We start from the raw sequence: 13,553 nt of genomic DNA, 5'->3' as shown, positions 1-13,553 counted from the left end.
TTCAATCATTGTAAGGTGTTCTAAAGCATAAAGACGATAAATCTCCTTGCTTAATTCAACTTCCTTTAATGTCTCTTCTAATGATTTTTTCATTTCACTTACATTTTAGGGAGTCAACCATATTTACTAAAAGACAGTTGAAGTTCCCAGTAACAGCATCGACTTCCATATCTTGCGCCTCGAAAAAGATACGCTGACGATGGAAGATGTGGATGCATGCCCCTTGTCGGGCATCCGGTATGCGGTGAATGCAACCTTGCATGACAACGAAGCCTCTTTTGCTTTCGATGAGAAATGTAAGGAGCAGGGCATCCCCGTTATCCATGCCGTCAATCTTGGCAAGGCTGCCTTTCTCGCTGTAGAGAAACCGAAAGGCTATCCATTCAGCGAAGTAGTGAAAAAAGGAACGGATGATTTCCGTTGCTCATTAGGCAAGTATATCTCGCAGTACGGTATGTTCTGGCAGATGCCCGTGCCTTGGATAGATGAAGCCATCAGGCATTATTCCAATGAGTCTTTCCCGCAACTGGGCATCGGGGCATATATTGCCGCCGGCTATTGTGCCAACATTCTCGCGAACCTTGCGGAAGGCAAGGATGTGAAGTACTTCCCCAAGTTCTATCTCTCGCCATTGTTGGAAGAGATATGATTGCGATTATATCATCTGATAGTTTGTGGCATGAAACAGTGCCTCGGCAATGTTCTTCACGCCAAGCTTAGCGAAAAGGTTGCGCTTGCAAGCCTTTATGGTGTCAACCGATTTGCACAGTCGGTCGGCAATATCATTCATCGTGTAACCTTGGGCGGACAATCTCAATACCTCTCTCTCTGTCTCACTCAAGGTTATGCCTTCTTTCTTTTCCCACTTGTGGCGCAATGTGGAATATTCAAAATAGCTACGCTCACCATTCTTCTGCATGATGATATGTCCCGGTTCATCGGTTGCTGCCAATGATACGGTGCAGAGGGCAAGCCAGATTCTTCCATCATCAGAAAGAAGTATCGGAGTGAGGTGATGATGAATCATTCGGCTATGTCTGCCATTGGTAAGATGAAAGTCGTACGAGATGGTATAGTCAAGTCGGTCGCCTACGGGCAGTTCGTTGAAAAGGTCGAATCCTTTCTTGTTAACTTCGAGCAGCATCTGCAGGTCAGCATCCGGAACATGGTCGATATACATCTGATAGCCTGCGTCCATCAACTGCTCCGGTTCCAAACCGCAGAGATAAGCGAGGTTGTCTGATGCATAGATGAAGTCCTGATGAAAATAGTCGATGATATAGACACACTGGTAGGTGCTGCGGGCAAAAGCCTTTGCCGCATTCACCAATAGTTCTATCTTGTCGTAATCCTCCTTGTTGATATGGTTCACCTCGTTGGAATGGAGGAAGAAATCGTGCTTCTCTTTATTCATAAACTCTTCTGGTTATTTGGCTGCAAAAGTACATTATTTTATTTGATTTTATTTTACCTTTGCCTATGTTTTCAAAAATAATCATTGTTTTGCTTAGTTTTTTGCTTTGCTCAACTGTATATAGTATATATGACACATGAAAAGGACATAGAACAGATGTTTCGGCGGCATTATGAGAAGATGTACAATCTGGCCAGATATATCCTCTCGGATGACGACGAAAGCAAGGATGTGGTGAGCGAAGTGTTCACACAGATTCTTGTAGATGATATGGTCCTATTGCCTGAGAGCGAGGAAGGCTATTTGATAAGGAGCGTACGCAACCGCTGTCTTAACCTAATTGCTCACAAGAGCGTGAAGGAAAGGGTGGCGAGACTGTTGACTGATGATGCCGATGTTATTCTTTCAGAAGACACCGACGAACGTCTCGACCAACTATTGCTTCTCATCGACGACCTTGAGCCTCCAATCCGTAAGCTTATCTTCCGTCTGCGCTATCTACAAGACAAGTCGTATAAGGAGGTGGCTGATGAAGTGGGAGTGAGCAAGGTGACGGTGTTCAACCATCTCTCTAAGGCGATGGACTGGATTAAGGAACGATTTCGTTAAGCCAGATGAGCAGAGCCGAGCTTGCTCGGGCTATGCCATGGCGAGAAATCGAAGGATGAAATCCAACGTATAAAATGAGCAAAACAATGACTAACATGAATAAAGACGAAAAACGGCTGATGCTCTTTGACATGCAGGAGCATCCCGAGAAATATACAGACGAGCAAATGGAACACTTGCTTGCCGATGAGGAAGTGAAGGAGTTTCTACGTGACTTGGCTATGGCGAGAATGGCTGGCAAGAAAGCCACGCCAAAGAAGGTTGACGTGGATAAGGCTTGGAAGGAGTTTGCTGAAACACATAACAAGGATCTGTTAACTGACAAGAAGGAAGCAAACAGCACTTATCGCAACCGAATGAAGATTGCAGCATCCATTGTTGGCATCATCTTTCTTTCGGGTGTGGCCTTGGCTGCTGTGCAGAACGGTTGGTTTAAATTCTCTACTTCAGACAAAGTAGTGGAAGAAAAAGCTGCTACAGAACAGACAGCCAACTCTAAGCAGTTAGCTAATGACAGTCTTAAAGCTATGACTGTAGAGCCAACGGATTCGCTCAACATGAAGCCAGTGGTGTTTGACAATGCTGAGTTAGGAACCGTTCTTATGCAGATGGCAGACTTCTATAACGTCAAGGTGGAATATATGAATGCCAACACACAGCACGTGCGTCTCTTCTTCAATTGGAACAAGACGAAGACTTTGGAGCAGAATATGGAGCTGTTGAATGCTTTCGACCGCATACAGATAGAATACGTCGAAGGAATATTAATAGTGAAATAAAAGGGGAGGATATCTTATGAAAAACATATTCAAGACTACACCCAATAACAGCAAGACCATCAGCCTGTTCCTCCTCTTCTTCCTACTGATTTTGGCTCAGCATTCTTACGCCCAGCGCATTACCCGACAATATAATAATGTGTCGTTCTCAGAGGCATTGAAGGACTTGAATGCACGTCAGCATAAGTACACCATAAACTTTGTATATGATGAGTTGGAGGACTTTAAGGTGACCAAGAGCATCCGCAACATGAGTGTTCCCGATGCCATCACGCAACTCATAGGCTTTTATCCTATCAGGATGACGCAGGTGGAGAATAATATTATGGTGGAATGCACACAGAAGTCAACATTTCGTTATAAGGGACGCATTGTAGACGAGCGAGGCAATGCAGCCGAATACGCCACAATAGCCTTGCTGTCGCCCATTGACTCCACAATCGTAGGTCATGGAGTGAGCAATGAGAATGGCAGTTTTGTAATTCCTTGCAATTACCGAAAAGTGTTGGCACGTATCACATACATTGGTTATAAGACTGTTAACCGCATATACAACAACACAGAGATGGGCATCATCAAACTGCAACCCAAAACCATGATTGTCAAAGGCGTTGTGGTGAAGGGTGACAGACCTCAGTATAAGATGTTGTCTGGAGGAATGGAAGTTGCTGTAGAGCACACATTACTCTCTAAGATGGCAAACACTTTTGATGTCCTAAATCTGTTGCCACGTGTCTCTGTTGATGGACAAAAGATATCCGTGTTTGGTAAAGGCACACCAATTGTTTATATCAACAACAAGCGTGTGAATGACAATAATGAGATTGTAAACATCACTCCCGACAACATCAAGTCGATTTCGGTTATTACAAGTCCTGGGGCAGAATATGATGCCGAGGTAGAGTCGGTAATTCGTATCCGCACCAAAGAACGTCGTGCAAATGGATTCAGCTTGCGTGCTGATGCTTTTGGTAAATACAATAAATGGATGTCGGATTACGAGCTTATCTCTACCAGCTATCAGACAAAAAAATTCGAGATAGCCAATAGTATTTGGACAATGGGTACACATGACGGCGAGGATAATAATTTGATTACCGATATCTATTTGCCCGACAAGCATTATTACAATGACCAGCTGATTCATTTGGATACTAACAACCGCTTCTTGTCGGAAAAACTCTCAGCCGACTATTCGCTTAATGATAGCAATTCCATCGGTGGCTCTTATCGCTACTATGGAATGTTTAAAGGTAGGACGAATAGTGTTAGCCGACAGGATGTATTGCAGAATGGTATGGCACAGGGTAGCATTGATCAGAATGAGGTTATGAAGCCTTCTCTTAGCCTGCATCAGGCCGATGTGTATTATGTGGGAAAAGTTGGACATGTAGGTGTTGATTTTAACGCCACATATTATGCTGTCAAAAACAGGCGTAATGATGAGGGCTTTGAAATCAGCAAGGAGTTGGGCAATCAGGAGGTACACTCAAGCAATCGCCAGAATAGCGATATGTGGGCAGGCAAGTTGGTTGTGAACATTCCTTTGTGGAAAGGAAATATGTCTGTAGGAACGGAGATGTCGAAGACAGACTCGCACGGAACGTTTCTAAATGAAGAGCAGTTGGTGCCATCCACAAAGACGGATATCCATGAAAGGAATATTGCCAGCTTTGCACAGTACGGACTGGTTCTCAACAAGTGGACTGTAGGACTTGGTGTGCGTTACGAGAATATCGTCCGTGACTATCTGTCTGATGGAGTTAAGCAGGACGATGTTAGCAGAAAGTATAACAACTTTTTTCCTAATCTCAGCGTATCATGGAACAAAGGCAACTGGAATTGGCAACTGAATGTCAACGAGAAGATACATCGTCCAAGCTATCGGCAGTTGGGCAACTTCATGCAGTTTGACAACCGTTTCCTTTATGAAGGTGGAAATCCTACCTTGCAACCGGAGAAGGTGTTCAATGTTGAGACAATGATGTTATATAAGTGGCTGAATGTATCTGTAGGTTATAAATATCTGAAGGATGTGATAGAGTGGACCAAGTATATCTATCCTGGAAAGGAGTTTGCTTATAACACGTCGTTGAATTTCGACCATAAGCAGTTGCTTTATGCTTCTGTCCATGTTTCGCCAAAGTTCGGCATCTTCCGTCCTACGTGGGGATTCAACTACAACCAGCAGTTCTTCGATACCAAGAAGTATGGTGCCAGCAAGGCATTAAGCAAACCTTTGCTATCGTGCTCGCTCAACAATAATTTCGCTCTTTCAGAAACCATGAACGCGGCAATCAGGCTTAATGCCTCAACAACCCATGCAGATGGATTTCTTATGATGAAGAGTTATTACAGAGTCAATCTGCAGTTTGACAAGTCGTTTGCCAACCGCACATGGATAATTTATCTTTCTGCAAATGACATCTTCAAGACGGCAAAGGAGCGTTGGACAATGTATGGACTTGGAGCGGGTACCACGAAAGACTGCTACAACTACACTCGCAACATCTCCTTACAGGTTACGTACAATTTCAATGCTAAGCGCAGTAAGTATAAGGGTACGGGTGCCGGCAATGAGGAGAAGAGCCGCTTGTAGCTTTGGGTTTATGAAAACTCTCTCTTAAAATAAATAAATGACAATCGGTCAAGCAAAGTGTTATCAACGAAAGGTTGATTAGCTACTTTGCTTGACCGATGTTTTTTAGAGGGAAAGTACGTATTTTTTATAAGTGATTGAGAATGAGATAAGTTTTTATCTCATAAAAAGAAGAGGTTACGAATTAGAAATAAACAGAATGTAGCATCCTGCTGTGATTTGCATAACCATCCAAAGAACTCTTTCGGCTGCAAAGGTACGATATTTAATCGGGGATAAAGAATGTTTTAAGATTTTTTATCCTCGATTTTTTACTTGGACAAATCTGTTTTTATTAACCATATTCTTCTCTATTCTTTGCTATTTCCATTTCAATCCATTCAAACTTATGTGGCAAGGGTTTCTGTTTTGAATGGTCTATTTCGTTTGCATATTCTCATCCTTTCGTGTGTTTTGTATAAAAGTCAGCCGTCGTCGAAGAAAGACAGTCCTCGTACCTCAGACTAACTTCCTCCGACTATGGCACGGCAAGAAAAATCCTTGGCGGTATGCCTTGAAATACTTCAAGACTATACTGCCAAGGACTTTTCTTTGTTTGCCGTGCTGACAACGGCTGACTTTTATAGCCACAACTCGCAGTCCCATTTTTATCGCACAATCCAAACGACATGAAACAGTGGCACGTCACCCTTTCATGTCTTAGTAGTACGGCATGAGGAAAAGTGCTTCTTTTTGTCGGTTGCAGGCTAACCGATCAAAAGAAACACCATTCCTTGATTTGCCGTACCATTTTGTTTGCATACTCCACCGCAAGAAAGAAGTCATTGATGTAAACCTCAACGACCACTTTCATGCTTGGCTGCACAGCCTTGAAGAAGACCCGATGCAAGAAGCATGGACAAGCCATACTCTTCTTTCACCGGAATTTCTCTGAAGGCTGTGCCATTCTTGTATGCGATTTCCATTTTTCAAGACGTTTGTAAGACGAAGTTGTATCCATTTCTCAGAAATGAGTAGGCGATAATCGTGCAGTCCAAAAACTTCCGTGAAGTTTCTATTTTCATTTGCCGCTCTGATTTTCTTTCCTCCACAAGGTCTTTCCTTTTGGCATCAACGTTATCGTGCAGGTGCAAAGGTATGGCAGCGGGCTTTGGAAATAAAAGGTCGAGCCTTCGGTTTTCGAAAAAATCTCCACACCGTTGGGTAGTATTTTTCCGAAAAATTACGCTAATATCTGCCGAATAGCTTAAAATGAGTGATTTATGAGAGTTTTACCTCAATGGAGGTAATGATTTAGCAATAGTTCAAACTTCCATATTATACATAAGTTTGCTTGTCAAACAACTCTTTTCTTTTTCGTTGGCAAAGTTATAAAAAAAAAAATGAAAGCACCATTTTTCCATTCGTTTTTTAGGATTGTTTATAAAATTGTAGCAAAACAAACGGATATATAGAATAAAAGAGTGGAAAACAAACATGCGAACTTTAATTTAGCAGTTTGTTTCCGCTCTTCTTTGCTATTTGTTGTTTATTGGAGTTAGAATAGCATACTAACGTTCATGCCAAGCGTCTTATTAGTATAGAATGGCATTCCTATAGCTTGGAAAGGCGTGTGACGGCATTTTGATTTTGTGAATATCTTAGGGTATAGCCAATAAGCAAATTTTGTGCTAATTATTCCAATGCAAGCTCCTGCTACAACATCATTGAGATAATGTCGGTCGTTATATATTCGCAGATAACCAGTTGCAGTTGCAATCAGATACCCCGAATATCCAATCCAAGGTGAGACTTCTTTGTATTCTTGGTATAGAAATTCAGCACCCATAAATGCTGTTGCTGTATGTCCTGACGGGAAAGAATTACGAGTATTGGTGTCTGGTCGCTTTTCTTTGAATGTATATTTCATACCGTTCACTAAAATTCCCATAGTTGCATACGACATGGCAAGGATGCCAGTCCAATCCCAAAACTTATGCTTCCCATTTACTCCAAACAAGTTAAGACCATAAACAGCCAGCATAGGAGTATATTGTAGGTAGTTGTCAATCTTTACCTTATGTTCCCCCTTAGCTGACAGTTTGTCTTGGATGTCCTCTCGCTGTTTGGTAAGCCATCCGTTATGAACGCAAAGGGCAGATGTTCCAGTGAGAACAGTTGGAATAACTAAAGTCTTCAATTTTAGATAATGTGTATTGTCTGAGACAACAGAATCGGGCAATATCGTATGATACAAACTATCTTGTGCATGTACGGATACGACACCACCAAAGAGGAAGAGTATAGATACGGCTCTCCCATCCAAAGAATGAAATTTTTTCATTTTGATGCGCTAATTGGGCGAAAACTATCTTAGCGGTGGAATCGTGGAATTTCTTATATGGGCTATAGAAAAGATAAATGGCGTGAACGACACCTATCTAATCCAAAGGCCCTGAGAAAGCCCACATATACCGATAAGCTCCGTCCACGCCAAGGCGCAGACGTTTACTGAACTTATTCTTTCGGCATATGTTTCTTGAAATTTCTCAGGTTTCATGGATTAACCGAATAAATAGCAAACGCGATTTCTTATTATGTTTATTTTATTTCTTTTTTATGCTTTTGATATTTTTGTTTGATTATATCTATCTGTCGGAATGATTAGGTGCATAGCCTCTCACACCGATGTGAAATACTAACCTTTTAAAGAGACATTAGTTGGAGTAAAAACTTCTTTCTTAGTCTCCTTTGCTTGGACTTTCACATTATTTAATGTGCAAAGATATGAATTATTTCTTAAGTTTTAGGAACATTTTGATTTTTTTTCTTTTATAATCATACGTTTTTAACATCATAATGTCTATTAGTTCCATATATGCAACTATCCTTTTCTTTAGTTCCATCTTTTGTTTTTCTCATTATTGAATGCTACCGTAGAATTTGTTTCCTTGTAATTCTCCTATTTTTCATTCACGCTTGTAGTCGATATGGTGTTTATAGTTGGTACACTCACTTTCTGCGACCGTTGGGAGCAAAAATTCTCCGCCCTCATGGTGGAGCGAGGAGTTTTGGGGTTCCCAAAACATAACCTCGCTCCCTCCTCTAAGAACAAAAGACGAGATATTTGCCTTTCGGCTTTCCATGCCCAAGGTTGCAGACCTTAATTCTCTCAATTTGCGCCAAACATCAAAGCTGCCACATTGAAAGAACAAGGTCACAGACACAAGCTACTTTGTACATGGAGTTTGCAAAGGAACAGGTGATATTTTCAGTGTGAAACTTGCCAAGTGTTTCAGTTGTGTGTTGTTGATTTCCTTTGTGAACTATGCCGAGTGTGTTATGTGTGCTGTGGGTCCTCGGTATAGTCTGCATAAATCTAATGCCATGCTAAAACACTGCGGAGGTTCGCCCAAGTGGCTGGAGGCGCAAAGCCTCCAAGGAACGTTGCTGCAACCATTTCGGAGAATAGAGCGGTTGCCAATTAATCCACAAGCACATTTTACAGCGTACCAAGTGAGGGCATGTAAAACGTTGAATTGTTGAAGATAGGTGTTATCTTTATGAGAACCAACCACTTATACCCTCAACAAACTCTCAACAAATAGCTCTACACAACAAATTACTGGGCAAAAAAGAAAGAAAGGAATGGTGTTCATGGTTTTCTCTTTTCAACATTATCTTTCTTTTGTTGAGAGATTTGTTGAGAATATGTTGAGCCGTAAATGCCTGATGTTCAATACTTCTTTCATCATATTCAACAATTCAACAAAAATAAGGGGTGTTTTGTCCGTCATTTTTATGAACAGAACTCATCCCCCTACAAGTAAGAATGTCATGCTTATGCTTCAGTACTTATTCACGACAGTACGACAGCGCCAAGCCAACAAACAAGCAAGAGGACATTCAACTAAAGGCGGTTGTTCTTCTATTGAGTTGTAGGATAATGACACTACTTTTCTCTTTTGCCCCGTACAATCTCTTGAAGATGGTGGCACGAAACCGAGCTGCCCCGTATGAGTTTATACGGAAGCAAAGGGCAACAATCATCGGAAAGCCATACAACGTTTGCCAAATGCCATTGGAAGTTTCCTGTTTCTGTTGGACTTCCGACACCGTCAATAAACCATCCTTGTATATTGACCTTATCACAGCATGGAGTTTCATGGCGGTGACATGAAGCATATCAACCAATTCACCCTCACTCATCCACAAGTCTTGCAAGTTGGACGGAATGGATAACATTCCATTTCCGTCCACGGTGATTACAGTCCTTTTCATGCCATTCCCCCCATTGTCGGCATATGCCCCTTGATTCGACTTTCAAAAGCTGATATGTCATGCTCCAATTTAGTACTTGTCACCTTTGCGTAAATTTGTGTTGTGGCGATGTCCGTATGTCCCAGTATCTTGCTTACACTCTCTATCGGCATACCGTAGTTTAAAGCCAAAACTGCGAACGAATGCCGGCTTACATGAAATGAAATTCGCTTCTTGATGCCACACATTTTTGCCACTTTCTTTATACGCTTGTTTACCATGTCAAGTGAGCCAATATTAAACAAGTGCATATCTTTTCTCAATGGCTTGTAACGTTCAATTATCTGTATGGCTGCATCTATCAGTTTAATTTTGAATGGTACGCCTGTCTTTTGACGCTGAGAAACTATCCATGGAGACCCACTTATAATGGCAACATTGTCCTCTGTAAGATTCTTGATGTCAACGAAAGAGATACCTGTCCAACAACCAAACATAAACAAGTCTCTCGCAAAAGCAAAGTTGGGATTTTCCAACTCTATTCCTGCAAATATGTCCAATTCTTCCTCTGTCAAGAACTCACGCTCCTTGTGGTCTGGGTCAACGTGGTACATGGCAAACGGATTTCTCTGTATCTTGCCGTTGTAGTGTGCTGCCGTGACGATATGCTTCAATGGTATGGAGTATATCCAAATGGTAGATTGCGTGAGTCCAATGACATTCTTCAAATACAGACAAAAATCACGGATGAACTCCTCGGTAAGCTCATTCATGGACATATCGCTGCGCTTGTACTGAAATTTGATGAACTCGGCAACGTACTTTCTTACCGTCAGATACTTGCGGTAGGTTCGGACAGCTCGGTCTTTTCCCACGCGTTGGGCAAAGGCTGCGTTCTCCTTGTCAAAAGCTCTGAGTAATGTCTCATACTCCGTACCTATGCCTTGATATGCGTTTCTCACCATTTCAGCGGTAACGAACGCCTCACGGTCGGAAAGCCGTTGGTAATGCTTAGCGATTTGAGCCTTGATGTTATCAAGCGCAAAGTTCACCTCATTGGCTTCCTTGCTTCTGCCTTTGGCTCTGTTGCCCTTGGCATCCCATATCGCCTTGGTCACGCTCAGCTTGCAACTGAACTGTGCGATAGTTCCGTTGATTGTCACACGTCCCATGATAGGGACAATTCCGTTTCTCTCCTTGCTTCCGTTTACATAGAAGACTGTCTTGAATGTACTTCTCATAATTCCTTGCTTTTTGTTCTGTGCAAAATTAAATCATGAGAGTTGCATGGCAAATTCACAACCTGTGCAGAATTGAGAAGTAAAAACCGAAGCCGTTAAAAATGCTTATTAGAGAGTTTCTTTGAGGTAATGACTTGAAAGCGTTTCTACTTCTCAAATCCGCCATTTTCGCATTTCCTCACGAATGCCACAAAAAGCCAACGACTGCCACAACCACTTGAAACTCAAAACAAAAGCTCAAATCTGCTATTTTTTGCTTTTTTAGTCATTCTTTTTCAGAAAAACCTTGTATTTCCAGCCTCGCCGCCCTTGAAAGGCACCTGAAACGAAACGACCGATGCGACAGGAAGACGCAAAAAAAATGTCGGAAAAGGGAGCGACAAAAAGGTGAAGAAACGAGAACTTCCCTTCAGTTCCTGGAACCGCAAATAAATTTAATTCAAGGCTATATGACAACAAACATCAACATAACACAGACTTGGTGGAGATTACTCTCCGCAGTCGGCTCAACCCTCATCACTTTGGTGGCTTGGTTGGGATATATGGCTCTCTGCATGGTCGGTGAAGTCATATTGGGAATTATGAAGTTCATCTTCGGCATCATCATTTCCATTCTTTCTATGGTGGTACTGATTGGGACATTCATTTGGTTATTAACACTTTAAAGTACAAGCGATATGAACAGAAGCATTGAAGCGATACCTACATGGTCACTCTGCTACATCATCAATGGCGATGCAAGCGGACTGACAGACGAGGAAATCCGTGTGGTGGACGAAGCCATGCGCAAGAACAATATAGAGATAGTAAGTCCAAGATACAACGAGGACATGTGCACAGAACCTTACTTCAGCCATTATCCGTTCTTCGGACTGCCTACAGAAGTTGAGGACTGCGACATCATCTATCACGAGTAACAACCCCTTTAACAACATCAGACATGAACACTACAGAATATTTCAAGAGAACCATACAAGCCTATTTGGAGGAGCGAGCAATGGAGGACGAACTCTTTGCAGCCAAGTATGACAACCCCGACAAGAACATAGACGATTGCGTCACCTATATCCTTAATTGGGTACAGAAGAGCGGTTGCAACGGCTTTTGCGATGACGAGATATATGGGCAAGCCATCCACTACTACGAGGAGAAGGACATCGAGGTCGGCAAACCATTGAACTGCCAAGTGTCTGTCAACCACCACATCGAACTCACAGAAGAGGAGAAGGCACAGGCAAGACAGGAAGCCATCCGCCAGTATCAGCAAGAGCAGATGAACAAGATGCGTAACAGAGATACCGCCAAGCGCACCTCACAGAGAACGGAAACAGAAGTACACCAACCATCATTATTCGACACGTTATGAAACCAAGAACGAAATATCAGAAGCAAGTCATAACCTCAAACAAGGGGTTACGACCTATCAAGGGAGCGCAAATGCAATGGGCATTCCGTGAGTGTCTTGACCACTATGCCTTTCAGTTGAAGCACGGACAGACCACCTGCATGGACTGCGGACACACTTGGACTACGGACGAGGATGCGGACAAATGTGTCTGCCCGAAGTGTAAGGCAAAGTTGGAAGTGCAGCGCACCAAGCGACAGAAGGCAATGTCTTCTACCTATTTCAGTGTACTCACCGAGCGCAAGGGACTACAACTTATGCGAGCATTTCAGATGAAAGCCTACTACCGCAAGGGACAAAAGGCAGACATCTATTGTTGGGAGGTGGCACGCTATTGGATGAACGAGAAAGGCAAGGTGGAGGTTATGGCACGCAAGCGCACAATGGGTATCTATATGGACACGTTCTGCTACGACTCCGACATTGAACTGCGCAAGGACAACACCACCTATCAGCATATTGCTTCATTTCCGGTCTGCCCCGATATGAAAGTCATTTCTCAGATATGGCGCAACGGCTTTGACGGAGCGTTTCACGGCATCGAACCGCTTACATTGTTCAAGGCGATGCTGACAGACCACCGCATCGAAACGATGATGAAGCAATGTCGTTACGGACACGTCCGCCACTTCATAGACCACCCACGGCACTTGGAAACTTGTTGGAATGCCTACAAGATTGCCAACCGCAACCATTACCTTATTACAGACATCGGCAAATGGGCGGACTACATCTGTATGTTGGTGGAAATGGGCAAGGACATCAGAAGTCCACATTACATTTGCCCCGACAATCTTGAAGCCGAGCACGATAGAATATCCGAGAAAATAAGAGCAAAGAAAGAAAAGGAGCGCACCGAGGAGGAGATACGTAAGGCATTGAAGAACGAGGACAAGTTCAAGGAAATGAAGAGCCGTTTCTTCGGTTTGATGTTTACGGACGGCAATATCGTGGTGAGAATGCTTGAAAGCGTCAGGGAGCACGTTCTTGAGGGCAAGGCGATGCATCATTGCGTAGGCAGTGGTACAAACTATTCACTCAATCCCGACTGCATCATCTTCTCAGCAAGAATAGCCGAACAAAGGGTTGAGACCGTGGAGTTTTCTCTCGAACAGATGAAAGTCGTACAATGCCACGGACTACAGAACAAGGACACCGAGCACCATGCCGACATCATCAACTTGGTGAACAGCAATGCAAGACTTATAGAGCAACGAATGGTTGCAACAACATGAAATCCATATCGGCGGAGCGATGAAAATTCGTT

At 42.8% G+C, this 13,553-nt stretch carries 13 protein-coding genes; 8 read left to right on the top strand and 5 right to left on the bottom strand.

From position 1 onward, the window contains the following. The first annotated feature begins 199 nt into the window (after positions 1-199). Complete coding sequence (locus C9991_RS15895) at positions 200-649, top strand: hypothetical protein (protein WP_106813460.1); 450 nt, start codon at positions 200-202, stop codon at positions 647-649. Positions 650-655: 6 nt separating this feature from the next. On the opposite strand, the gene C9991_RS15890 is transcribed toward C9991_RS15895, so the two are convergent. Further along, positions 656-1,414 (bottom strand): helix-turn-helix transcriptional regulator, encoded by a 759-nt coding sequence (locus tag C9991_RS15890; protein ID WP_106813459.1) that lies wholly within the window; start codon positions 1,412-1,414, stop codon positions 656-658. Positions 1,415-1,543: 129 nt separating this feature from the next. Here C9991_RS15890 and C9991_RS15885 point away from each other — a divergent pair, with 129 nt between their 5' ends. The 3 genes from C9991_RS15885 (at position 1,544) to C9991_RS15875 (ending at position 5,401) form a co-directional block, all read left to right on the top strand. Then, positions 1,544-2,023 (top strand): sigma-70 family RNA polymerase sigma factor, encoded by a 480-nt coding sequence (locus tag C9991_RS15885; protein WP_106813458.1) that lies wholly within the window; start codon positions 1,544-1,546, stop codon positions 2,021-2,023. A 95-nt stretch (positions 2,024-2,118) separates the two neighbouring features. After that, complete coding sequence (locus tag C9991_RS15880; protein ID WP_232823381.1) at positions 2,119-2,802, top strand: DUF4974 domain-containing protein; 684 nt, start codon at positions 2,119-2,121, stop codon at positions 2,800-2,802. A gap of 16 nt (positions 2,803-2,818) precedes the next feature. Continuing rightward, positions 2,819-5,401 (top strand): TonB-dependent receptor domain-containing protein, encoded by a 2,583-nt coding sequence (locus tag C9991_RS15875; RefSeq protein WP_106813456.1) that lies wholly within the window; start codon positions 2,819-2,821, stop codon positions 5,399-5,401. An 836-nt stretch (positions 5,402-6,237) separates the two neighbouring features. Here the strand turns inward: C9991_RS15875 and C9991_RS17200 are convergent. The 4 genes from C9991_RS17200 to C9991_RS15855 form a co-directional block, all read right to left on the bottom strand. Next, positions 6,238-6,366, bottom strand: a complete 129-nt coding sequence (locus C9991_RS17200) for a hypothetical protein (RefSeq protein WP_255414811.1) — start codon at positions 6,364-6,366, stop codon at positions 6,238-6,240. Between the two features lie 572 nt (positions 6,367-6,938). Next, complete coding sequence (locus C9991_RS15870) at positions 6,939-7,724, bottom strand: phosphatase PAP2 family protein (RefSeq protein ID WP_106813455.1); 786 nt, start codon at positions 7,722-7,724, stop codon at positions 6,939-6,941. 1,562 nt (positions 7,725-9,286) lie between these two features. Beyond that, positions 9,287-9,661 (bottom strand): hypothetical protein, encoded by a 375-nt coding sequence (locus tag C9991_RS15860; protein ID WP_038606222.1) that lies wholly within the window; start codon positions 9,659-9,661, stop codon positions 9,287-9,289. Then, positions 9,658-10,881, bottom strand: coding sequence for a site-specific integrase (locus C9991_RS15855; RefSeq protein ID WP_022459668.1), 1,224 nt, complete (start codon positions 10,879-10,881; stop codon positions 9,658-9,660). Before C9991_RS15855 ends, C9991_RS15860 begins: the two co-directional genes overlap by 4 nt. Before the next feature lie 449 nt (positions 10,882-11,330). Between C9991_RS15855 and C9991_RS15850 the strand changes: the two genes are divergently transcribed. From C9991_RS15850 to C9991_RS15835, 4 genes are read left to right on the top strand one after another with little or no spacing between them, the layout of a single operon-like run. Further along, entirely contained in the window at positions 11,331-11,546 is a 216-nt protein-coding gene (locus tag C9991_RS15850) for a hypothetical protein (RefSeq protein WP_106813453.1), read from the top strand. A gap of 12 nt (positions 11,547-11,558) precedes the next feature. Beyond that, entirely contained in the window at positions 11,559-11,798 is a 240-nt protein-coding gene (locus C9991_RS15845; protein ID WP_106813452.1) for a DUF6926 domain-containing protein, read from the top strand. A 23-nt stretch (positions 11,799-11,821) separates the two neighbouring features. Next, a complete protein-coding gene (locus C9991_RS15840) occupies positions 11,822-12,247 on the top strand; it encodes a PcfK-like family protein (protein WP_004312216.1) in 426 nt (141 codons plus the stop codon). After that, positions 12,244-13,521, top strand: coding sequence for a PcfJ domain-containing protein (locus tag C9991_RS15835; RefSeq protein ID WP_106813451.1), 1,278 nt, complete (start codon positions 12,244-12,246; stop codon positions 13,519-13,521). The genes C9991_RS15840 and C9991_RS15835 overlap by 4 nt, the downstream gene beginning before the upstream one ends. The last annotated feature ends 32 nt before the right edge of the window (positions 13,522-13,553 follow it).

The sequence above is a fragment of the Prevotella merdae genome (genome assembly GCF_900290275.1).
In the GTDB taxonomy this organism is placed as follows: domain Bacteria; phylum Bacteroidota; class Bacteroidia; order Bacteroidales; family Bacteroidaceae; genus Prevotella; species Prevotella merdae.
The sequence above is the reverse complement of the archived record's forward strand: the minus strand, read 5'-3'. Positions and strand labels throughout refer to the sequence as shown.